Raw genomic sequence first — 22261 nt, 5'->3', positions numbered from 1 at the left:
GAGGGTTATACCATTTACAACTTGAAATTACCGTAATAAAACACCTTTTTTCCCTTTCTTCTTCATTTAAAAAAGAAAACGTAGCTAAGGCTATGTCTGATTTTTGAAACTTGGATAAAGAAAAAAATCATCATTTTCTTTTACCGTAATTTCAAATCATAACTGGTATTATTCTTTTTTTGAGTTTTCGTACTCTTTAATTTTTTGTTCAACTTCTTCTAAAGTACCTTCAAAAGTTTTTTCTTCAGTTGTTTCTTCACCGTTTTTAACAATTGTAGTAGAAATAATTGCTTTAGCAGTACCATCATCATTCTTTTCAATGTTTACTTTAACGATATTTTCTAACTTGTTCTCAGTAGTAAATTCAGTATCAGTAGAAAGTTTTATTTCATGTTTTTCACCGTTTTTGTCAATCCAAACTTTAATATTTTCTGTCTCTTCATGTGTTTCAGAAGAAGTATGTCCGCCTAATATTGGGGCAATAACTAAACCAACTAAACACGTAAGTTTAATTAAAATATTCATTGATGGCCCAGAGGTATCTTTAAAAGGGTCACCAACAGTATCACCTGTAACGGCTGCTTTATGCGCATCAGAACCTTTGTAAATCATTTCTCCGTTAATTTCAACACCAGCTTCAAACGATTTTTTTGCATTATCCCAAGCGCCACCAGCATTATTTTGGAAAATAGCCCACATAACACCCGATACACAGACACCGGCCATATAACCACCTAAAGGTTCAGCACCAAAAACCAATCCGATAATAATTGGAGTGATGATAGTAATTAAGCCTGGTAAAATCATTTCTTTTAAAGCAGCTTTGGTTGAAATATCTACACATTTTGCATATTCAGGGGTGCCCGTTCCTTCCATAATTCCTGGGATTTCTCTAAACTGTCGACGTACTTCATGTACCATTTCCATAGCTGCTTTTCCTACCGATTGCATGGCTAATGCTGAGAATATAACAGGAATCATTCCTCCAACAAATAACATTGCTAATACATCAGCTTTAAAAATATTTATTCCGTCAATTCCTGTAAAAGTCACATAAGCAGCAAATAAAGCTAAGGCTGTTAAAGCTGCGGAAGCGATGGCGAATCCTTTACCAACTGCAGCAGTAGTATTTCCTACAGAGTCTAATATGTCGGTACGTTCACGGACGTGATCTTCTAATTCACTCATTTCAGCAACTCCACCCGCATTATCTGCAATAGGACCGAATGCATCAATAGCTAATTGCATTGCCGTTGTTGCCATCATTGCTGAAGCTGCTAAAGCAACTCCGTAAAATCCAGCGAAATAATATGAGCCATAAATAGCTGCTGCAAATAATAAAACAGATAAAAAAGTAGATTTCATACCTACCGCTAAACCAGCAATAATATTGGTTCCAGCACCTGTAGCACTATTTTGTACGATAGCTAACACTGGTTTTTTACCTAAACTGGTATAATAAGCTGTAACCATTGAGATTAATGCTCCTACAGCTAAACCAATACAGGCAGCCCAAAACACATTGATAGCTGCTACTTCTTTAAAGCCTTCTCCGAAGAACTTCATTTGCATTGTTTGAGGAAGCATCCATTTAATCAAGAAGAAACTAGCTATTAATGTTAAAATAATAGCGACCCAGTTTCCAGTATCTAGTGCTTTTTGTACTTGTGCTTCTTTTGCACTATTATCCTTAATTCCTACTAAAAAAGTTCCAATAATGGAAGCAATAATACCAACTCCTGCAATTACTAAAGGAAGTAAAATAGGTCCCATTCCGTTAAAGGCATCAGAAAAAGGTGAGGTTATAGACATATCTCTAATAACATAGTTTCCTAGTACCATGGCTGCTAGTACGGTTGCTACGTACGAACCAAACAAATCGGCCCCCATACCTGCAACATCACCTACGTTATCACCTACGTTATCTGCTATAGTAGCTGGATTACGAGGGTCGTCTTCTGGAATACCAGCTTCTACTTTTCCAACTAAATCTGCACCTACATCGGCGGCTTTGGTGTAAATACCTCCACCAACACGAGCAAACAAAGCGATAGATTCGGCTCCTAGAGAAAAACCAGCTAAAGCTTCTAGTACGACAGTCATTTCATTATAGAAATTTCCACCATCTGTAATAAATTGACCAACAAATATTAGAAAAAATAAACTTAGACCTAAAACAGCTAAACCTGCAACACCAAGACCCATTACGGTTCCTCCTCCAAAAGATACTTTTAAAGCTTGTGGTAAACTTGTTTTTGCAGCTTCTGCTGTTCTCGCGTTAGCATCGGTAGCTATTCGCATTCCTATATTACCTGCTAAGGCAGAAAAGATTGCTCCTATAATGAATGCAGGAACTATCATAATACTTGTCGTTTCTACTAATTGAGAGATTCCGAATAAAGCTAATGAGGCAATAATTACAAAGATTAGTAACAGTCGATATTCAGCGGCTAAGAAAGCAAGAGCTCCTTCTTTAATACTTTTTGAAATAGATTTCATTTTATCATTTCCTGCATCTTGTTTTTTAACCCAGACCATTTTTATGTACATAAAAACGAGTCCTAAAATTGCCAATAGTATTGGCACATATATCATGTTTTGTTTCATGTTATTGTTATTTGATTAGTTATAAGTGTTCGTAAATATAACAAAATCAATAACTAAACAAAAAACCTCTCAGTTACAACTGAGAGGTTTTTTGTTTTATTTAGAAGAGAATTCTACAAATTAAATAGTAAAACTTCCTTTTGCTTTATGCTCGCTATTTTCATAACGCTCTAAACATTTATCTAATATTTCGTAGGCTTCATCAGCATTACCCCAGTCTCCAATATCAACTTTTTTCTTTTCTAAGTCTTTGTATACTTGGAAGAAGTGAGTGATTTCTTTTTGACGGTGTGGATTTAGATCAGTAATATCGTTGTATCTGTTCCAAATTGGGTCAGAAACAGGGACACAAACTATTTTTTCATCTGGCCCTTTTTCGTCTGCCATATGGAAAACACCAATTGGTTTTACTTCCATAACACACATAGGAAAAGTTGGTTCAGCACCCAATACTAATACGTCTAATGGGTCACCATCTAACGCTAAAGTTTGAGGGATAAATCCATAGTCTCCAGGATACATCATTGATGAGAATAACATTCTGTCAAAACGAATTTTTCCTAAATCAAAATCGTATTCATACTTGTTTCTACTACCTTTTGGTATTTCAATTAAAACATCAACTGTTTTTCTTTCTTTTGCGGTCATATATTCTAAACTTTTCTTCGTTTTCTAAAAATCGGTTTGCAAAAGTAGTGATTTATTAGTTTTTTTAAAGAAAAAACAAAGGTATTTTATGGTTAAATGTATGATTATAAGCCGGGTTTAATACCAATACGGATAGCAAATTTAGGTGTTGGAGCAACAATTGATCCTGCAGGAGGTGTATAATTACTTCTCCAAATAGCGTCAATTCTCAGAAAACGTAAGTTACCATATCCAATATTTTCTAATCCTACACTGTATTCGTAATATAGTTTGTTTGGAGCGTTATAGTTAACATTATGCGCTCCACTACTATTGACTAATCCATCATTTATAGCTCTATTTTGTTGAGAAATGTTCCCGTAAGCAGCTCTAAAAGAAACTAAGCTTCTTAGTTTTAGTTTTTTTAATAGGGGTATTCTATTTAGAATATAACCATTAAAATGGTGTTCAAAATGTCCTGCCAAATATTCATCAGCTACAAAATCGTAGTAATTTAGTAATGCGAAAGTGTCTTTAACTAAAGAAAATGTTTGGTTGGCAGGGATAGGGCTTAATAAGGCAACTGGAACTGTTCCAAATGTTTTTCCAGCTTCAAAACTAGCGTCTAAAGTTCCGAATTTACTTAATAAAATAGGTTGGCTGTATTTAAACTGAATTTTATCGTAACTGTGAGTTCCGTTAAAAGGCCCTTTGTAACCTCTTCGGTAGTTCAGTACAAAAGTAGGGAATACATTTCGTCCAAAACGCCTTTCTACCCCCAGTCCATATACAAACCTTCCGGGAGTGAAAGAAACATAAATATCAGAAGCCACATCAGTAACTTGTGATTGAATATTTCCGTTTTCATCTCTGTAATTCATAGAGAAATCTTTCTCAGAAGCTGATTTAATTTTTGAGTGAGAAAAATTAAAACCTACATGTAAGTTTTGCTGAATTTGATAATCAAAGTTTGCAGCTATTTTTTCAACATCAGATAAAAAGAAATTGTCTCCTCTTGAAAATAATGCAGTTGTTCCAAAGCTTCTTCCTAAAAGTTGTGTTGTGTTTAAAAGAGTACTACCGAGTTGCTCAATATCGTTTTGGTATGCAACTCCAACGGCAATTCTAGGTTTGTAAGATAAAAGATAACGTGCTTCTGCACCATATTTTACTCGTTCGTCTTTAAAGCCGTAAGCAATATGCCCACCTAAACGAAAACGATCGTCTTTGGTTACAAAGGTTCTGAATCCAACTTTAGTTCTAAAGCCTTCTACTTGGTTACTGGCAAAAGCAGTCCACAAAGGTCCAATTTGAACACCTAGTTTGGTGTTTATATAACCACTGGCTACCGTGTTTATTAATCCTGTTAAATTTTTTATTTGTTTTTTTTCTTTAACACTTTCAATTAGTTTGTGTGTTTTTTTACTTTCATCGGTTTGAATATTCTTCCAGTAAGAATCTTCTTTTTCATATTGATCAGGTCTAATTTTCTCAATAGTTTGTTCATAGAAGTTTTTAGGAAGAGCTTTGTTTAAGACATAATTCTTAAAAGTAATATCTTTTTTAATTGTTAATCCTTTATTGCTTTCGTTTTTATCGATGAATGTAAAATCACCTTCATAAGCATTTTTGGTAGGGATGTAAATACTGTCGTTTCGTACCTCAAACTCTTTTTCAAAGCTAAGTCCTCTTACAAAGTTTAAATTAATACTTTTATGAACTTTCATTTTTAATTTTTTGATAGAAAAATTTTTGTCAGCTACCCAAAAATTACCTTGAAAGGCCAAATCTCCATCGCGCCTTGGAAAGAAATAAATATTGTAAAGCTTTTTATTGTTGTTTACGACACTATCGTAAAGAACATAGTCATATGTAGAAAAACCATCAGTAGATAAAGGACTGATAAAAGGCTTTTGAAGTAATGTAATGTTGTTTTTAAAAACATCAATATTTTGAAAGGTGTTGGCCATTCGGTCAAAAATAAAACCCTGAGCGCTAAGTCCTTCTGATTTCTCAGCCTCTATGTCTTCTCTGATATTATTATTTTTGTTGTCTCCATAGACATTGGCAACTTGTTCATTTAAATAAATAGGGATATAATAGTTTATTCCGTCGCTATCATACTTTATTTCTTGAAGTGCTTGTTTGTATTCTTTCTTAAATATCTTTTTTAAGAAAAGAGTGTCTAAATTATTAAGACCTATTTCTATGGATGTGTTTTTTTTATATTGATAATGATCAACTAAGTCAAGTCCATTTTTTCTTTTACGTTTCCAAATTTCTTTTAAAATTCTATAAGCAGGATTTTCTTTTTTCTTTAACCTTTTTTTAGGTTTGGTAACGATAACAACTTCTTCAAGTTCATTACTTTCTTCTTTTAAAACAATATTCAAAAACTTTGTTTTTTGACTCACTTTAATAGTGTGAGTTTGAAAACCTACAAAGGAAATTTCTAGTGTGCCCCTATATTTGTTGGTTTTTAGGAAAAACTTTCCATTATCGTCTGTTGTGGTTCCATAAGTGGTGTTTTTTAGAATTACATTAACGAAAGGCATAGGAGTGTCAAATTCGTCAACCACTTTACCTTGTATAGTTAATTGTGCACTTAAAATACTGGTAGTTAGTAGCAGTAATAAGGTAAGAAGATGTTTCATTATTTTTTTTACTACAAAATCCTTTTGACCTGAGTCAAAAGGATTTTAATTTATTTTTTCAATTTCTTTTTTCTTCAATTACTTGCGGTACATCACTTCTTTTACTGCTGAAATAACATCATTCGCATTAGGTAACCATTCTTCCAATAATACTGGAGAATAAGGTGCAGGAGCGTCGGCAGTTGTAATTCTTTTAATAGGAGCATCTAAATAATCAAATGCTTCGTCTTGTACCCTAAAAGTAATTTCTGATGAAACACTACCAAATGGCCAAGCTTCTTCTAAAATAACTAATCTATTTGTCTTCTTAACAGATTCTAAAATAGCTTTATGATCCATCGGACGAACTGTGCGTAAATCAATAATTTCAATAGAAATACCTTCTTTAGCCAATTCGTCAGCAGCTTTGTATGCTTCTTTAATAATTTTACCAAAAGAAACTACCGTAACATCGGTACCTTCTCTTTTAATATCAGCAACTCCAATAGGGATGATATATTCTCCTTCAGGAATTTCCATTTTATCACCATACATTTGTTCAGACTCCATAAAAATAACTGGATCATCATCTCGAATAGCAGCTTTTAATAAACCTTTAGCATCGTATGGATTAGAAGGAACAATTACTTTTAATCCTGGGCAGTTTGCATACCAACTTTCAAAAGCTTGTGAGTGGGTTGCTGCTAATTGACCTGCAGAAGCTGTTGGTCCACGAAAAACAATAGGGCAGTTGAATTGTCCACCACTCATTTGACGGATTTTTGCAGCATTGTTAATAATTTGGTCAATTCCTACTAAAGAGAAATTAAAAGTCATATACTCAACAATAGGGCGGTTACCATTCATTGCTGATCCTACAGCAATACCACCAAAGCCTAGTTCGGCAATAGGAGCATCAATAACACGTTTGTCACCAAACTCGTCTAGCATTCCTTTACTGGCTTTATATGCTCCGTTATACTCAGCAACTTCTTCACCGATTAAATAAATGCTTTCATCTCTACGCATTTCTTCGCTCATTGCTTCGCAAACGGCTTCTCTAAATTGTACTGTTTTCATACGTTTTATAAGTAGTTGTTTATCAAGAGTGCAAAAATAATAAAAATAGGGGTAATATTGTAGTTTTAAAAACAACAAATGATTATGTAATAATAATACCTTAATTTTGAGACTGATTAATGTTAAGGAAAAAATTTATTATGCGTGCATAATAAATTAAAAAAAATCCTTAACTTCGTGGCATAAAATTAAGTTTCTTTAAAACAACGATATATATGAAAATATTAGTTTGTATCAGTCATGTACCTGATACTACTTCAAAAATCAACTTTACTGATAACGATACAAAGTTTGATACTAACGGGGTTCAATATGTTATTAATCCATACGACGAGTTTAGCTTAACTCGTGCCATGTGGTTTAAAGAAAAGCAAGGAGCGAGTGTAACTGTAGTGAATGTTGGAGGAGCTTCTACAGAGCCTACTTTACGTAAAGCGTTAGCAATTGGAGCAGATGATGCAATTCGTGTAAACGCTGAACCAACTGACGGTTTTATGGTAGCTAAAGAATTAGCTGAAGTTGTTAAAAATGGAGGATATGATTTAGTATTAGCAGGAAAAGAATCAGCAGACTATAACGGACAAATGGTTCCTGGAATGTTAGCTTCTTTGTTAGATTTTAACTTTGTTAATGGATGTGTTGGTGTAGAGGTAGACGGAACAAATGTTACTTTGAATAGAGAGATTGATGGAGGTGAAGAAAAAGTATCCTCTACTTTACCAATGGTGATAGCAGGTCAAAAAGGAATTGTAGAAGAAAAAGATTTACGCATTCCTAATATGAGAGGTATTATGATGGCACGTAAAAAACCATTAAACGTGGTAGAACCAACTGGAGCAACAGCAGCAACAGCAACTCAAAACTTTGAAAAACCAGCACCAAAAGGAGCTGTTAAGTTAGTTGATAATGTTGATGATTTAATTGATTTATTACATAACGAAGCAAAAGTAATTTAATCAGTTGAACTGTTTTAATAGAGTTTAAAAGAAAGAATAAAAATACTTGTTAGTGCTTAGTTAATGATTAAAAACTGACCACTAACGACTAAAAAATAAATAAATATGTCTGTATTAGTTTTTGCCGATTCATCGGAAGGAAAATTCAAAAAAACAGCTTTTGAAGTTGTTTCATACGGAAAAAAAGTAGCAGAACAATTAGGAAGCGACTTAGTAGTGTTAACTATTAATGGAGGTGATGCTTCTGAATTATATACTTACGGAGCAGAGAAAGTAGTAGAGGTAAAGAATGACTTATCTTCATTCAATGCTAAAGCATATGCTTCAATTATTAAACAAGTAGCAGAAGCAAAAGGAGCTAACACGGTAATTATCGATTCTAGTGTTGATGGATTAACTGTAGGACCGTTAGTAGCTGTAGCTTTAGAAGCTGGATATGCTTCAAATGCGGTAGCATTACCAAGTAGCACTAGTCCTTTTGTTGTTAAGAGAAAAGCATTCTCAAATAAAGGCTTCAACAATACTGAAATTTCAACTGATAACAAAGTAGTGGGTGTTGCTAAAAACTCATATGGAGCACATGAAAATCCGGTAAGTGGTTCTACTGAGAGTTTTGATGCTACATTACCTGAATTAGGAGTGAAATCTGAAAATATTAATAGAGCAACTGGTAAAGTTACTATTGCTGATGCTGATATTGTTGTTTCTGCAGGTAGAGGTTTAAAAGGACCTGAAAACTGGGGAATGGTTGAAGAGTTAGCTGATGTTTTAGGTGCTGCAACTGCATGTTCTAAGCCTGTATCTGATTTAGGATGGCGTCCTCATAGCGAACACGTTGGTCAAACTGGTAAGCCTGTAGCTTCAAACTTATACATAGCTATAGGTATTTCAGGTGCAATTCAGCATTTAGCAGGAATTAACGCATCTAAGGTAAAAGTCGTTGTTAACACAGATCCAGAAGCACCTTTCTTTAAAGCTGCCGATTATGGTATTGTTGGTGATGCTTTTGAAGTTGTACCTCAGTTAGTAGAAAAATTAAAAGCTTTTAAACAAGCATAAAATAGTGGTAATTTTTTCTTTTTCTAGAAATTAGAGTTCAACTCATAATTTTTAGTAAATTGTGCCCACTTTAGAAGGCTGTCTAAAATTTTAAGCAAAAGGCCTAAATTTAGACAGTTTTTTTGTATTTTATGATGATTGATTGTACATGAGTTTAATTAAACTAACTATAAAAGGGATTTCGTATAGCCAAACACAAAGTGGGGCATATGCTTTAGTGCTAAGTGAAATGGAGGGAACCAGAACACTTCCTATAATCATAGGAGCGTTTGAGGCACAATCAATAGCAATAGCCTTAGAAAAAGAAATCCGTCCACCAAGACCACTTACTCACGATTTATTTAAAACGTTTTCTGATCGATTCTCTATCACCGTTAAACAAGTAATTATACACAAGTTAGTTGATGGAGTATTTTATTCAAGCTTAATTTGTGAAAGAGAAGGAATAGAAGAGGTTATTGATACAAGAACATCAGATGCTATAGCATTGGCAGTTCGATTTGAAGCTCCAATTTTTACATATGAAAACATTTTAGATAAAGCAGGTATTTATCTAAAAATGGATGAAGAATTAACAATTGAAGAAGATTTAGAATCTGATGAAGATGAAATCGAGTTTTCAATAGAAGAAGAAGGAAAGGATAATTACTCACACTTGTCACTTAAAGAATTACACGAACAACTTAACGATGCTGTAGCCAATGAAAATTATGAGTTGGCAGCTAGAATTCGTGATGAAATCAGCAAACGTTCTTAATTTAAAATATTAAAAATGAAGAAACTATTTACTTTCATAATGCTTTGCGTTACGATGATAACTTTTAGCCAAAGCATTGAAAAAAAGTGGAATTTCTCATCAATTACAACAACAGAAGGAGATTCAATTGTTTCTATAGATCCTACAGATATTTTTACTTTATCAGAAGGAAACTTTACATACTCTTTAGTAGAAAAAGATAGTTTACAAGCTTCAGGAAACTATATTCATCAAAACAACTTATTAATTTTTAACTACAAGCAACCCAACGATACAGTTCGTTATTACAACGTGGTTGAATTAACAGATGAAGTTTTAACTCTCTCAGAAAAAAACATACTATATAATTTCACAACAGAACCAATAGTTGTTTTAGGGAAAGACGTTGAAGAAGTAGTCAGTAAAACAAAAAAGATAATTCCAAGTCAAGGTTTTTCGATGCAAAGTTTGTGGAGAGGAGCTCTAGGGATGATAACATTACTAATTATTGCTTTTTTATTTAGTGCAAACCGAAGAGGTATTGATTGGAAAACAGTAGGATTAGGGTTGGCTTTTCAGTTATTAATAGCAATTGGGGTTTTAAAAGTTCCTTTTGTTCAAAAAACATTTGAGCTAGTTGGAGGCTTGTTTGTAAGTGTGTTAGACTTTACAAGAGCAGGAAGTGAGTTTTTATTTAGCGGTTTAGTTGCTGATATGGATTCTTTTGGATTCATCTTTGCTTTTCAAGTACTACCTACCATTATATTTTTCTCGGCATTAACATCAGTATTGTTTTATTTAGGACTAATACAAAAAGTAGTAAAAGGCTTAGCTTGGTTATTATCTAAGTTTTTAAAAATATCAGGAGCTGAAAGTTTATCAGTAGCAGGAAATATTTTCTTAGGTCAAACAGAAGCACCTTTATTAATTAAGGCATACTTAGAAAAAATGAACCGTTCTGAAATCTTGTTAGTAATGATAGGAGGAATGGCAACCGTAGCAGGAGCAGTATTAGCAGCTTATATAGGGTTTTTAGGAGGAGATGATGAAGCGTTACGCTTATTATATGCAAAACACCTATTAGCAGCATCTGTAATGGCAGCACCAGGAGCTATTATCATTTCCAAGATATTATACCCACAAACTGAAGAAGTAAATACAGATGTACAAGTTTCATCAGAAAAAATTGGTTCAAATATTTTAGATGCTATAGCTAATGGAACAACTGAAGGCTTACAATTGGCAATGAATGTTGCAGCTATGTTATTAGTTTTTATTGCTTTTATAGCCATGATAAATGGTATTTTAGGAAGTATAGGAGGTTTTGATGGAATTGAATATTTTGATTGGAAATTTACTTCCTTGAATAAATTAATTGAAGGAACTACACCTTATGAAGCATTGTCATTAGAATTTATTTTAGGTTATGCTTTCGCTCCTTTAATGTGGTTAATTGGTGTTGCTAAAGAAGATATGGCATTAATGGGACAGCTATTAGGTATTAAATTAGCTGCAAGTGAGTTTGTAGGATATATCCAGTTAGCTGATTTAAAAAATGCAGCAAGCGCTACACATTTAACCTATAACAAGTCAGTAATTATGGCTACGTATATGTTGTGCGGTTTTGCCAATTTTGCTTCTATAGGAATTCAAATAGGAGGAATAGGTTCTTTAGCACCAGGTCAACGTAAAAATTTATCTGAGTTTGGAATGAAAGCCCTAGTTGGAGGTACAATTGCTTCGCTAATGTCTGCAACCATAGCAGGGATGATTATAGGATAAAAATAAAAGGTTATAGGTAATTGGTTGTTTTTTAATACAATAGTTTTGTTTATTCTTTTTTTTTGATATATTTATACCAATATTAACCCCCAAATTAAATCTATCATGAATAAACTTAAAAGTTTAAAAGGAATTAAAGTGTTATCAAAAAATGAGCAAAACCAAGTTAGCGGAGGTCGTTATACCTATTGTAAAGGTACACGCATGTGTTGTACAAGATTTGCAAATGGTCAAGAGTTTTGTGACTACGGTTACTGTCAAAGTAACGGAACTTGCGTTTGGGCATAGTTATAGTTGATAACTTATTAATATAATTTTAAAAGCATCTACATTTTTTGTAGATGCTTTTTTATTTTTACGTTGTTAAACAGTTCAAGAATTTTAACGATTAAAAGCAGAAGGATGAAGCAGTATCACGATTTAGTAAAACACGTTTTAGAAAACGGAAACGAGAAAGGAGATAGAACAGGAACAGGAACTAAAAGTGTTTTTGGATATCAAATGCGATTTGATTTAAGTGAAGGGTTTCCTATGGTAACAACTAAGAAGTTACACCTAAAATCGATTATTTATGAATTACTATGGTTTATAAAAGGTGATACAAATATTAAGTATTTGCAAGAAAATGGTGTACGTATATGGAATGAATGGGCTGACGAAAATGGTGATTTAGGTCCAGTGTACGGACATCAGTGGCGTAATTGGAATAGTGATGAAGTAGATCAATTAAAAGAAGTCATTGAAACCTTAAAAAGTAATCCAAACAGCCGTAGGATGTTAGTGTCTGCATGGAACCCTTCTGTGTTACCAGATACATCAAAGTCATTTGCAGAAAATGTAGTGAATGGTAAAGCAGCACTTCCACCATGTCATGCTTTTTTTCAATTTTATGTAGCAGATGGGAAACTTTCATGCCAATTGTACCAACGTAGTGCAGATATATTTTTAGGAGTTCCCTTTAATATAGCATCGTATGCTTTATTTACAATGATGGTTGCTCAAGTTTGTGGTTATGAAGCAGGAGAATTTATTCATACATTTGGCGATGCTCATATATATAATAATCATATGGAGCAATTAGAGTTGCAATTATCACGCGAATTGAGACCTCTTCCGAAAATGAAAATAAATCCAGCCATAAAAAATATTGAAGAATTTACTTTTGAAGATTTTGAGTTACTTGGTTATGACCCGCATCCACATATAAAAGGAGTTGTAGCAGTATAATTTAACTTTATTTTATATATATTGTTTAGTAGCTTTGTAAGAAACCACCAAAAAAGTTATAAAAATGAATATAGACGTTGATGTTTTAAAAGAAGATCTCTACGACAAAATAGCTGAAATTAACGATGAAAATGTATTAAAAGCAATTCATACATTGGTTGATAACATGAGAAATGAAACTTTTGAAGAAGCTACAACAGAGAAACGAGATCTTACAGGATATATTAAAGAATGGGTGAAAAACATGTAAGCAACACATATTAAATTTATGATTACACTCATCGCTGCAATTGCAAAAAATAATGCGTTAGGAAAAGATAATGATTTAATTTGGCACCTACCTGCCGATTTAAAACGTTTTAAAAAAGTTACGACAGGACATCCTATTTTAATGGGGCGCAATACTTTTGAAAGTATTGGAAAACCTTTACCTAACCGTACATCCATAATCATCACTAGAAATAACAACTACTTTATTGATGGCTGTTTAATTGCCAACAGTATTGAGCAAGCCATAGAGTTAACGGGTGGAAAGGATGCATTTATTATAGGAGGAGCACAAATTTATAAGGATGCTCTAGAACAAAACTTAGTTGATAGGTTAGATATAACTGTTTTACATCACGAATTCGAAGCAGATGCTTTTTTCCCTGAAATAGATATGGGAATATGGAAAGAAGTAGCAAGGGAAGACTTTAAAGCTGACGATAAAAATAAATACGATTATAGCTTCGTTTCTTATGAAAGAAGGTAATGGAATTTAAAGAAGTAAATAAATTATCTCCACTTTTTAAAGAACAGGTTAGGTTACTTTGGAATCGTGAATACCCCTATGTAATTGCACAGAAAAGTAATAAAGACTTCAATGAATATTTAGGATCGTTAAAGAATAAAAACCACCTTTTAGTCCTTGAAAAGAATCGAGTACTGGGTTGGTGTTGTGATTTTATTCGTGAAGGAGAATGTTGGTTTGCGATGATTTTAGATACAGAAATTCAAGGAAAAGGAATAGGAAAAAGATTAATTGAAAAGTTAAAAAAGAGGCATAATAAATTAAATGGTTGGGTAGTCATAGAGGAAAGTTATGTAAAAGAAAATGAGCAACCATATAAATCACCAATAGGCTTTTATAAGAAACTAGGATTCACCGTTTTTGAAAAAGAAAAGCTCGATTCATCAATATTAAATGCTGTGAAAATTCAGCTGAAATCATAAGAACTAAATGTCGATAGAACTTACCTCAATAATAAAAAGATACGGAACACAAAAGGCGGTTAATAATATTTCTTTTTCAGCAAAAAAAGGAGAAATAGTAGGGTTTTTAGGCCCCAATGGAGCGGGCAAATCTACAACAATGAAAATCTTAACAGGATTTATTCAGCCTTCAGAAGGAACTGTATTGGTTAGTGGAATTGATGTAATTTCGAATCCTATAGATGCGCAAAAAAAAATAGGTTATTTGCCTGAACATAATCCGTTATATTTAGATATGTATGTGCGTGAATATTTACAGTTTCAAGCATCTTTACACAACGTAGAAAAGTCTAAAATTAATGAAACTATTGAAAAAGTAGGGTTAACGATTGAAGCACATAAGAAAATAAATCAATTATCTAAAGGATACCGTCAGCGTGTAGGTTTAGCTGCTGCTATTTTACACAACCCAGAAGTGTTAATTTTAGATGAACCTACTACAGGATTAGACCCAAATCAATTGGTTGACATCCGTGAATTAATAAAAGAGCTAGGAAAAGATAAAACAGTATTGTTATCTACACACATTATGCAAGAAGTAGAGGCTATGTGTGACAGAGTTATAATTATTAATAAAGGAGAAATAGTAATTAATAAACTTATTTCAGAACTTAAAACAGATAATGAACAAGTAATTAAAGTAACGTTTGATTATAAATTGGAAGAGCAGTTTATAAAACGTTTACCCAATATAATATCGTACAAAAACACTCTAGAAAATAATTGGATACTCGTTTTTAATTCAGTTGACGATATGCGTCCTGTAATTTTTGATTTTGCACAAGAAAACGGATTAAAAATTCTAGGGCTAAATACCGAAAACAAAAACTTAGAAAGTTTATTTAGAGAGTTAACTCAATAGAAAAATAACAACCTAAAAAGAAAGACTCCTTGCATACATTATGTAAGGAGTTTTTTGTTTTACTTACTAGGTATCTCCAAAATTTAAGCCTTACTATTTAAAAAAGTAAGGGTGATTTCCCCCTTTTTACTACCTGTAATTCTATTAGAAAATATTTAGGAGAAACTACTTTTTTAAAAGAGTTTTTCATTGCGGTTACTCTTGGTAAGAGCGATTAATTTTACAATGTCTGATTGCTAACCCTTCAATCTACAAGCAAAACTAACCAAACTTACTATTAAAATGATTTTTGAAATATTACAAATCATTACCGAAGAATTAAATGATTATTTCGATGAAAAAGCTGTAGACCTATCAAATATAGCTATGGCGGACGGAGATGGAAATTCCCCAGCAAACACTCCAGATATTTCATTAACATTAATCAATACACAAGAAGAATTTGCGCTAAAAAATACTTCTAACAATCGTGTAGAAGGAACTACAGTTAGTTACAGAAACCCAAAAGTATATTTAAACCTTTATGTTTTATTCAGTGTAGATAAATCCAGTTATGCTGAATCTTTAAAGAGTTTAACAAAAATATTAGCCTTTTTTCAGGGGAAAAAAGTATTCACACATCAAAACACCAACTTTGAAGGTATAGATGGATTAGGAGACCTAAAGACGTTTAAATTTATTACTCAACTATATACACCTTCTTTTGAAGAGTTAAATTATATATGGGGAACTCTAGGAGGTAAGCAGTACCCATCTGTACTTTACAAAATAACATTACTAGAAATAGAAAGGGATGTTGTGACTAATGAAGGAACAGTAGTCTCAGGTATTGAACAACAATCAATAATTAAAAATTAAATGATTATGTACAAAACACTGTTCAATATCAATATATACCACTCTTACTTCCTAAACGAAGGAGAACGAACTTTTTTCGAATTAAATGGAGGAAATAATGGAGTAACACCTCTTACAGAAGAAGAAAAAAAACGTTTAGAAGAACAATATGATATCAGCAAGTTTCTATCAATTCAACCTACTGAAGAAACTAGAAAGAGTTTAAAAAATCATAGACTATTACTTAGAAACCATAAAAAGGGAGTTCGAGTACTATCAGAAACAATAAAAGTAACTACAGAAGAAGGAAATCAAGAAGTAGATAGATATAGTCCAATAATTACTTTATCTGATTCACTAACGTTAACTTTTTACTTAAAAGTACACCATCCTTATTTTGAAAATTTTTCAGACATAATTGAAAAGAAGGAGGAGCAACTATATTACTTATCAAACAAAAGTTCCTCAGCAATCAATTTATTTGAAGCAATTTCAGAAGTAAAAAAATGGAGCTCTTTTTTGATTTCAGATAGTGAAACAAGAAAGCTTTTACATCAACTAGAAAGTGAAAAAGAACTTGAAACAGTTACACCAAACTTAGTAACTATTGCAAATGTAGAAGCATCAGAGTTAGATACTATTGAGTCTAAAATAACGAACGCTATTCCTTTAAATGTAGAAGAGCAAAAGGTGATAGATGCTATCAATTCTTTTGTGCAAAGAATTAAAAATAGTGGAGTAATAGGTATTGCTCAAATCCAGATATCAGGAGACAACAATACCAATTTAACAGAGGAAGTATTAGCCAAGAATGAAGAAACAGAAGTCTTTGACGTATCAAAACAATGTCTACTAAAAGAGTTTCCTGAGTTTACTATTTGCATTGAAAATAGGAATACATTTTGGCGTTACACAAAAAGAAGTGAAAACCTTGTAATGACTACATCAGAAGAAAAACCATTGACACTTAATGGGCGTGTAGAGATAGAGAAACAAGACGTTATACCAGAACCACAAGAAGATTATTATTTCCCTAATCCTACTCCTGAAAGTATTAAGAAAGAATCACAAGATTATTATTCGGAAGTATTTATATAAACAAAAATTAAAATTTAAAACAAGTAATTATGTCAGCGTACAAAACACCAGGAGTCTACGTAGAGGAAATTGTAAAGTTTCCGCCTTCGGTAGCTCAAGTAGAAACAGCAATTCCAGCTTTTATAGGTTATACTGAAAAGGCAACCAGAAAAGTAAAAGGAGATTTAAAAGGAACACCTACACGAATCAGCTCTATGTTAGAGTATGAAATGTACTTTGGTGTGGCAAAAGCAGAAACAGGCATTGAAGTAACTGTAGAAGATGGAAAAGTGTCTGTAGAAGCTCCAAATAGTGCAGAAAAGTCACCTTTTTTAATGTACTATAGTTTACAATTATACTTTGCCAATGGAGGTGGTCCTTGCTATATTACTTCTGTAGGTAGGTATGGTGAATCAAACTTATTAGATGGTAGCGATTCGCAAGTAACAGCCATTACTTCCGATTCAGATTTTAATGATGGATTAGCTGAAGTAAGAAAAGTAGATGAAGTAACTTTAATAGTGTTTCCTGATGCAACTGCATTAACAGATGACACCACTTTTTACAGCCTATATAACTCAGCGTTAACGCAATGTAATGAATTACAAGACCGTTTTACAATTATAGATACTAGAACTTATGATACTATAGACGCTTCTTTTCCAAACGTAGGCATTTTAAGAGATAGAATAAGTTCAGACAAAAATTATCTTAAATATGGAGCCGCTTATTATCCATTTATAAAAACTATTCTAGATTATAGTTATGATGAATCTTCTACAAATGTTACAATAAGTACAGCGTTACCCAGAAATATTCAAGCAGAAGCTCAGTTGATTGCAACAGGAATAGATACGACCGATTTATCTACTTTTTTAACAGAGATTGTAGCAATATCTACTACTGTTGATAATCTGTCTGGGCCCGATGAAAATACAGATGCAGTTGCCGAAGTTCCTAATATAGTAGCAAGAATTAATAGCATTAAAAACTACTTAAGCAACTTAGAAGTTGAGTTGAACAAAGCATTAAATTTGGCAAGAACAGATGGTGCTGCAGTTGCTGAAGCAAATGCTTTAGACACTTGGATAACTAATGAGATCGAAACATTACAGCTAGAATTAAATAAAGTGAAGGATCGTCTGAATGACGATGATTCTAAAATTACAGTTTTCAATGAAATCTCAGAAACTACAACAAACAATCCTTCTTTACAGAGAGCTCTTGGAATTCATAATGACTCTACAGACTCTATCGTAGATAAAATTAACACATTAATAGCTTCAGGAGAGCTTGATGATTTAATAACAAACTTACCTACATCTAGTGGAAGTGCCACAGTAAAGGCGTTAGATGTTATAAAAACTGAAGATGATGCTCTTTATAATCAAATAAAAGCTGAAATATCCAACCTACCATTAATATTACCTCCAAGTAGTGCCATAGCAGGTGTTTATGCAAGAGTTGATTCTGATAGAGGTGTATGGAAAGCACCAGCTAATGTAAGTTTAAATTATGTAATTGAGCCAACCGTTAACATTTCTCACGAAGCACAAAGGGACTTGAATGTAGATACAGTAGCAGGTAAATCAATAAATGCAATTCGATCTTTTGTAGGTAAAGGAAATCTAGTATGGGGAGCAAGAACTCTTGCAGGAAACGACAACGAATGGAGATATGTATCTGTAAGACGTTTCTTCAACATGGCAGAAGAGTCAATAAAAAAAGCAACAGAACAATTTGTTTTTGAACCTAATGATAAAAACACTTGGGTACGTGTAAAAGCAATGATTGATAATTTCTTAACACAACAATGGAGAGCAGGAGCACTTGCAGGTCCTACGCCAGAAAAAGCATTTTATGTAAGTGTTGGTTTAGGAGAAACCATGACAGCTCAAGATGTTTTAGAAGGAAATATGATCATAGAAATAGGTATGGCAGTAGTACGTCCAGCTGAATTTATCATCCTTAAATTCTCTCACAAAATGCAAGAAGCATAAGTAAACTAACTAACCAAAAAAATATAAATAAAAAATAAAGAATCATGGCAGAATCATATCCAATGCCAAAGTTTTCCTTCGAGGTAACCTTTGGTGATACGAAATTTAATTGTACAGAAGTATCAGGGTTAAGTTTTGATAATAAAGTAATAGAATACCGTGGAGGAGCAGATAAAGAGTACCACAAATCAAAACAACCAGGCTTGTTCGAGTATAGTAACATTACTATGAAGAGAGGAACCTTTGTAGATGAAAGTAAACAGTTTTACAAGCAATGGGCTAAAACAGTTTATTTCCAAGAAGGAGGTGAGCAGTTTAGAGGAGACTTAACCATCAAGTTATTAGATGAGACAGGGCAACCAGCAGTAGTATGGGAAGCTCAGAATGCTTATATCACTAAAGTACAGCCTACAGATTTAAAAGCTGATGGTAATGAAATTGCCATTGAAACTGCTGAATGGGCAATTGAGAAGCTAAAAATGTCATCGTAATGAGCTATCATCCACCAGTAGGATTTAGTTTTAAAGTAGAGTTTGAAGATATCTCAACTTCAAGCGGCGACAACTCATTTCAATCAGTTTCAGGTCTCACGGTAGACCTTGAAACTGAAGAAATAGCCGAAGGAGGAGAAAATAGATTCAAACACAAAATACCTGTACGTTCCAAATACCCAAATTTAGTACTGAAAAGAGGGATGCTTGTAGACTCGGAAGTAATCAAGTGGTGTAAAAAAGCTTTAGGAAACTTTGAAATACAACCCGTAAACATCAATGTAATGTTATTAGGAGAAGACGAACAAGCCATACAAACTTGGAATGTAAAACATGCATATCCTGTAAAATGGAATGTAGGTGACTTTAACGCTGAAGAAAGTAAACTGGTTATTGAAACACTTGAGTTAACCTATAATTATTTTAAAATAGTATAAGATGCCTATTACCATCAAAGAACTACATATCAAGATTAATGTGGATGAGAAATCAGAATCACAAGGAAAAACTAGTGGATCAAAAAACGGAAATACTGCAGCTATAGTTTCAGCATGTGTGGAAGAAGTAATGGATATTCTTGAAAGGCAAAAACAACGATAATGAGTCAAGGAGAGTTAAAAAAATTAGTAATAAAGGCCTATTCTGACGATAAGTTTAAGGATGAAGTAGCCAATGGAGAGTTTACAACACTTATAAACCCAGAAAAGTATATGATTGCTTATAAGCCAGAATATACTGAAGAGCAAGGGCAAGGTACAAGTGGTTCTCAGCCTAAGTTTACAAGAATACCTCCTCAAGAATTAGATTTAGACTTGTTATTTGATAGTAGTGGAGCCATTGATGGAAAAAGTGATCTAAAATATGGAATCATAGATAAAATAGAAGCATTCAAAAAAATTGTATTCGAATATAAAGGAGAGGAGCACAAACCTAACTATTTAATGATTAAATGGGGAGCTCTCCTTTTTAAAGGCTCTTTAGTCGATCTTTCTATAGAATATAAATTGTTTGCACCAGATGGAACACCATTACGTGCCAGTGCAAAGCTTAAGGTAAAAGGTACTGTTGATGATGATTTAAGAGTAGCAAGGGAAAATAATCAATCACCAGATTTAACACATTATCGTAAAGTAAAATCAGGAGACACTTTGCCACTTATGTGTCATCGTATTTATGGAGACTCCAAGTATTATATAGAAGTAGCTCGTGTTAATAAAATAATGCAGTTCAGAAAATTACAACCTGGTCAAGAAATTTTTTTTCCACCCTTACAAAAATTCGCATAAATGAATAATACAGGAACTATACAAACTTCAAAAAGTGCAGATTTAGTCACTTTTAAAATCTTGATTGAAGGAGAAGAACTTTCCAAACAATATGAGGTGAAAAATATTACTGTTTCAAAAGAAGTAAATAAAATACCAACGGCTCAAATTATTTTAATTGATGGAGAAGCCTCACAGAGAGATTTTAAATTAAGTAATGAAGAGTTGTTAATTCCTGGAAAAGAAATTGAAATTACTGCAGGTTACCATTCTGATGAAGAAACCATTTTCAAGGGAATTGTTATCAAACATAATCTAAGAATTAGAGCCAGTTCAGCACAGTTAATTGTTGAATGTAAAGATGAAGCGGTAAAAATGACCGTAGGTAGAAAAAGCAAATACTTCTATGAAAGTACCGATAGCGACATTTTTGAAGAAATTATAGGAAAATATGGTTTATCTAAAGATGTAGAGGCTACCAATTATAACCATGCAGAATTAGTACAATACAATGCGTCAGATTGGGATTTTGTAGTTTCAAGAGCCCAAGCAAATGGGAAACTGTGTTTTGTTGATGATGGAACCATTACCATAGCCAAACCCAATGTAAGTCAGTCAGAAATTGAAACCGTAACCTTCGGTAGTTCCTTATTAGATTTTGATGCAGAAATAGACGCACGTCATCAAGTTAAAAAAGTAGCAGCTTATAGTTGGAATCATGCTGACCAAGAAGTAATAGAAATTGAAGGAAAAGATCCAAATGTAAGTTTAAACGGAAACTTATCGGTTTCAGACTTAAACAAAACAATAGGTTTAGAAAGTATGGAGTTACGACACGGTGGTGTGGTAGCCGATACCGAATTACAAGATTGGGCTGATGCTAAATGGTTATTTCAACAATTGGCAAAAGTAAGAGGGCGTGTAAAGTTCCAAGGAATCCCATCGGTAAAACCAAATACCATTTTAAAACTAGAAGGAGTAGGAGACCGATTTAACGGAAATGTATATGTAACGGGAGTTCAACATGTTATTTCAGAAGGAAATTGGGTAGCCAATGCACAATTTGGCTTATCAACAGAGTGGTTTTCTGAAACCTTTGAAATTTCAGCAAAACCAGCTTCAGGATTATTACCAGCTATTCAAGGTTTACAAGTAGGAATTGTTTCTCAATTAGAAGAAGACCCTGATGGAGAAGATAGAATTTTAGTGCAAATACCTATTGTAAATAACGAAGAAGAAGGTATTTGGTGTAGAATTGCTTCGCCAGATGCAGGAGAAAATAGAGGTATTTATTTCCGACCAGAAATAGGTGATGAGGTTATTGTAGGGTTCATCAATGATGACCCTAACGATGCCATTGTTTTAGGAATGTTGCACAGTAGCGCAAAACCATCTCCAATCACAGCAACCGATGATAATCACGAAAAAGGAATCATTACAAGAAGTGAAATGAAGGTGTTGTTTGATGACGACAAAAAAATAATCACCATTGAAACACCCGCAGGAAAAATGATTACGCTGGATGAAGATGAAGGAGCCATAACGATTGAAGATGATAACTCTAATATAATTACGATAAACAGCGATGGAATATCAATGGAAAGTGCCGGAGATATTTCATTGAAAGCGTCAGGAGACGTAACTATTGAAGGAACTAATGTGAGTATAGCAGCCAATGCAGAATTTAAAGCAGAAGGGAGTGCTGGAGCAGAAGTTTCAACAAGTGCTATAGCTGTTTTAAAAGGTTCATTAGTTCAAATAAATTAAA

The 22261-nt window shown here is 33.2% G+C and carries 22 protein-coding genes; 18 read left to right on the top strand and 4 right to left on the bottom strand.

Annotation, left to right across the window (positions count from 1 at the left end; genetic code table 11):
* Positions 1 to 168: 168 nt before the first annotated feature.
* The 4 genes from D6200_RS09155 to D6200_RS09140 all read right to left on the bottom strand — a co-directional run bounded on the left by D6200_RS09155 (position 169) and on the right by D6200_RS09140 (position 6947).
* Complete coding sequence (locus D6200_RS09155) at positions 169 to 2607, bottom strand: sodium-translocating pyrophosphatase (RefSeq protein ID WP_073182568.1); 2439 nt, start codon at positions 2605 to 2607, stop codon at positions 169 to 171.
* A gap of 120 nt (positions 2608 to 2727) precedes the next feature.
* Entirely contained in the window at positions 2728 to 3255 is a 528-nt protein-coding gene (locus D6200_RS09150; RefSeq protein ID WP_073182569.1) for an inorganic diphosphatase, read from the bottom strand.
* Between the two features lie 104 nt (positions 3256 to 3359).
* The gene (locus tag D6200_RS09145; protein WP_073182570.1) at positions 3360 to 5888 is read right to left on the bottom strand and encodes a DUF5686 family protein; all 2529 of its coding nucleotides are present in this window, start codon (positions 5886 to 5888) and stop codon (positions 3360 to 3362) included.
* A gap of 78 nt (positions 5889 to 5966) precedes the next feature.
* Positions 5967 to 6947 (bottom strand): pyruvate dehydrogenase complex E1 component subunit beta, encoded by a 981-nt coding sequence (locus D6200_RS09140; protein ID WP_047790318.1) that lies wholly within the window; start codon positions 6945 to 6947, stop codon positions 5967 to 5969.
* 215 nt (positions 6948 to 7162) lie between these two features.
* On the opposite strand from D6200_RS09140, the gene D6200_RS09135 reads away from it, so the two are divergent.
* The 18 genes from D6200_RS09135 (at position 7163) to vgrG (ending at position 22260) form a co-directional block, all read left to right on the top strand.
* Complete coding sequence (locus tag D6200_RS09135; protein ID WP_073182571.1) at positions 7163 to 7903, top strand: electron transfer flavoprotein subunit beta/FixA family protein; 741 nt, start codon at positions 7163 to 7165, stop codon at positions 7901 to 7903.
* 105 nt (positions 7904 to 8008) lie between these two features.
* Positions 8009 to 8962 (top strand): electron transfer flavoprotein subunit alpha/FixB family protein, encoded by a 954-nt coding sequence (locus tag D6200_RS09130; protein ID WP_073182572.1) that lies wholly within the window; start codon positions 8009 to 8011, stop codon positions 8960 to 8962.
* 148 nt (positions 8963 to 9110) lie between these two features.
* Positions 9111 to 9719 carry a bifunctional nuclease family protein gene (locus D6200_RS09125; RefSeq protein ID WP_047790315.1) on the top strand — a complete coding sequence of 203 codons (609 nt, stop codon included), beginning with the start codon at positions 9111 to 9113 and terminating at the stop codon, positions 9717 to 9719.
* Between the two features lie 15 nt (positions 9720 to 9734).
* Positions 9735 to 11480 (top strand): NupC/NupG family nucleoside CNT transporter, encoded by a 1746-nt coding sequence (locus tag D6200_RS09120; RefSeq protein WP_073182573.1) that lies wholly within the window; start codon positions 9735 to 9737, stop codon positions 11478 to 11480.
* A 105-nt stretch (positions 11481 to 11585) separates the two neighbouring features.
* On the top strand, positions 11586 to 11768 hold the full coding sequence (locus D6200_RS09115) for a hypothetical protein (protein WP_047790313.1): 183 nt from the start codon (positions 11586 to 11588) through the stop codon (positions 11766 to 11768).
* 114 nt (positions 11769 to 11882) lie between these two features.
* Positions 11883 to 12707, top strand: a complete 825-nt coding sequence (locus D6200_RS09110) for a thymidylate synthase (RefSeq protein ID WP_073182574.1) — start codon at positions 11883 to 11885, stop codon at positions 12705 to 12707.
* Positions 12708 to 12771: 64 nt separating this feature from the next.
* A complete protein-coding gene (locus D6200_RS09105) occupies positions 12772 to 12957 on the top strand; it encodes a hypothetical protein (protein WP_073182575.1) in 186 nt (61 codons plus the stop codon).
* Between the two features lie 18 nt (positions 12958 to 12975).
* Entirely contained in the window at positions 12976 to 13461 is a 486-nt protein-coding gene (locus D6200_RS09100; protein WP_073182576.1) for a dihydrofolate reductase, read from the top strand.
* Entirely contained in the window at positions 13461 to 13922 is a 462-nt protein-coding gene (locus tag D6200_RS09095) for a GNAT family N-acetyltransferase (RefSeq protein ID WP_073182577.1), read from the top strand. Before D6200_RS09100 ends, D6200_RS09095 begins: the two co-directional genes overlap by 1 nt.
* A 7-nt stretch (positions 13923 to 13929) precedes the next feature.
* Entirely contained in the window at positions 13930 to 14823 is an 894-nt protein-coding gene (gldA, locus tag D6200_RS09090; RefSeq protein WP_073182578.1) for a gliding motility-associated ABC transporter ATP-binding subunit GldA, read from the top strand.
* A 282-nt stretch (positions 14824 to 15105) separates the two neighbouring features.
* On the top strand, positions 15106 to 15681 hold the full coding sequence (locus tag D6200_RS09085) for a DUF4255 domain-containing protein (RefSeq protein WP_047790308.1): 576 nt from the start codon (positions 15106 to 15108) through the stop codon (positions 15679 to 15681).
* Positions 15682 to 15687: 6 nt separating this feature from the next.
* Positions 15688 to 16758: a hypothetical protein gene (locus D6200_RS09080; protein ID WP_125064407.1), complete on the top strand. Its 1071-nt coding sequence runs from the start codon at positions 15688 to 15690 to the stop codon at positions 16756 to 16758.
* Between the two features lie 29 nt (positions 16759 to 16787).
* Complete coding sequence (locus D6200_RS09075) at positions 16788 to 18737, top strand: phage tail sheath C-terminal domain-containing protein (RefSeq protein WP_240627171.1); 1950 nt, start codon at positions 16788 to 16790, stop codon at positions 18735 to 18737.
* A 44-nt stretch (positions 18738 to 18781) separates the two neighbouring features.
* Positions 18782 to 19228 carry a phage tail protein gene (locus tag D6200_RS09070; protein WP_047790305.1) on the top strand — a complete coding sequence of 149 codons (447 nt, stop codon included), beginning with the start codon at positions 18782 to 18784 and terminating at the stop codon, positions 19226 to 19228.
* Positions 19228 to 19665 (top strand): phage tail protein, encoded by a 438-nt coding sequence (locus tag D6200_RS09065; protein ID WP_047790304.1) that lies wholly within the window; start codon positions 19228 to 19230, stop codon positions 19663 to 19665. Before D6200_RS09070 ends, D6200_RS09065 begins: the two co-directional genes overlap by 1 nt.
* Position 19666: 1 nt before the next feature.
* A complete protein-coding gene (locus D6200_RS15310) occupies positions 19667 to 19828 on the top strand; it encodes a DUF5908 family protein (protein WP_164505160.1) in 162 nt (53 codons plus the stop codon).
* Positions 19828 to 20514, top strand: coding sequence for a CIS tube protein (locus tag D6200_RS09060; protein ID WP_073182581.1), 687 nt, complete (start codon positions 19828 to 19830; stop codon positions 20512 to 20514). Before D6200_RS15310 ends, D6200_RS09060 begins: the two co-directional genes overlap by 1 nt.
* Positions 20515 to 22260 (top strand): type VI secretion system tip protein VgrG, encoded by a 1746-nt coding sequence (gene vgrG, locus D6200_RS09055; RefSeq protein ID WP_073182582.1) that lies wholly within the window; start codon positions 20515 to 20517, stop codon positions 22258 to 22260.
* The last annotated feature ends 1 nt before the right edge of the window (position 22261 follow it).

It is taken from the genome of Tenacibaculum mesophilum, from assembly GCF_003867075.1.
Taxonomy (GTDB): Bacteria; Bacteroidota; Bacteroidia; order Flavobacteriales; family Flavobacteriaceae; genus Polaribacter; species Polaribacter mesophilus.
Note: the sequence above shows the minus strand (reverse complement) of the source record. Positions and strands in the feature narration are given on the sequence as shown.

What these genes read in the sequence shown, in the direction of transcription:
- D6200_RS09155 (WP_073182568.1), bottom strand. Translation starts at nt 2,607, where the DNA reads ATGAAACAAAACATGATATATGTGCCAATACTATTGGCAATTTTAGGA.
- D6200_RS09150 (WP_073182569.1), bottom strand. Translation starts at nt 3,255, where the DNA reads ATGACCGCAAAAGAAAGAAAAACAGTTGATGTTTTAATTGAAATACCA.
- D6200_RS09145 (WP_073182570.1), bottom strand. Translation starts at nt 5,888, where the DNA reads ATGAAACATCTTCTTACCTTATTACTGCTACTAACTACCAGTATTTTA.
- D6200_RS09140 (WP_047790318.1), bottom strand. Translation starts at nt 6,947, where the DNA reads ATGAAAACAGTACAATTTAGAGAAGCCGTTTGCGAAGCAATGAGCGAA.
- D6200_RS09135 (WP_073182571.1), top strand. Translation starts at nt 7,163, where the DNA reads ATGAAAATATTAGTTTGTATCAGTCATGTACCTGATACTACTTCAAAA.
- D6200_RS09130 (WP_073182572.1), top strand. Translation starts at nt 8,009, where the DNA reads ATGTCTGTATTAGTTTTTGCCGATTCATCGGAAGGAAAATTCAAAAAA.
- D6200_RS09125 (WP_047790315.1), top strand. Translation starts at nt 9,111, where the DNA reads ATGAGTTTAATTAAACTAACTATAAAAGGGATTTCGTATAGCCAAACA.
- D6200_RS09120 (WP_073182573.1), top strand. Translation starts at nt 9,735, where the DNA reads ATGAAGAAACTATTTACTTTCATAATGCTTTGCGTTACGATGATAACT.
- D6200_RS09115 (WP_047790313.1), top strand. Translation starts at nt 11,586, where the DNA reads ATGAATAAACTTAAAAGTTTAAAAGGAATTAAAGTGTTATCAAAAAAT.
- D6200_RS09110 (WP_073182574.1), top strand. Translation starts at nt 11,883, where the DNA reads ATGAAGCAGTATCACGATTTAGTAAAACACGTTTTAGAAAACGGAAAC.
- D6200_RS09105 (WP_073182575.1), top strand. Translation starts at nt 12,772, where the DNA reads ATGAATATAGACGTTGATGTTTTAAAAGAAGATCTCTACGACAAAATA.
- D6200_RS09100 (WP_073182576.1), top strand. Translation starts at nt 12,976, where the DNA reads ATGATTACACTCATCGCTGCAATTGCAAAAAATAATGCGTTAGGAAAA.
- D6200_RS09095 (WP_073182577.1), top strand. Translation starts at nt 13,461, where the DNA reads ATGGAATTTAAAGAAGTAAATAAATTATCTCCACTTTTTAAAGAACAG.
- gldA (WP_073182578.1), top strand. Translation starts at nt 13,930, where the DNA reads ATGTCGATAGAACTTACCTCAATAATAAAAAGATACGGAACACAAAAG.
- D6200_RS09085 (WP_047790308.1), top strand. Translation starts at nt 15,106, where the DNA reads ATGATTTTTGAAATATTACAAATCATTACCGAAGAATTAAATGATTAT.
- D6200_RS09080 (WP_125064407.1), top strand. Translation starts at nt 15,688, where the DNA reads ATGTACAAAACACTGTTCAATATCAATATATACCACTCTTACTTCCTA.
- D6200_RS09075 (WP_240627171.1), top strand. Translation starts at nt 16,788, where the DNA reads ATGTCAGCGTACAAAACACCAGGAGTCTACGTAGAGGAAATTGTAAAG.
- D6200_RS09070 (WP_047790305.1), top strand. Translation starts at nt 18,782, where the DNA reads ATGGCAGAATCATATCCAATGCCAAAGTTTTCCTTCGAGGTAACCTTT.
- D6200_RS09065 (WP_047790304.1), top strand. Translation starts at nt 19,228, where the DNA reads ATGAGCTATCATCCACCAGTAGGATTTAGTTTTAAAGTAGAGTTTGAA.
- D6200_RS15310 (WP_164505160.1), top strand. Translation starts at nt 19,667, where the DNA reads ATGCCTATTACCATCAAAGAACTACATATCAAGATTAATGTGGATGAG.
- D6200_RS09060 (WP_073182581.1), top strand. Translation starts at nt 19,828, where the DNA reads ATGAGTCAAGGAGAGTTAAAAAAATTAGTAATAAAGGCCTATTCTGAC.
- vgrG (WP_073182582.1), top strand. Translation starts at nt 20,515, where the DNA reads ATGAATAATACAGGAACTATACAAACTTCAAAAAGTGCAGATTTAGTC.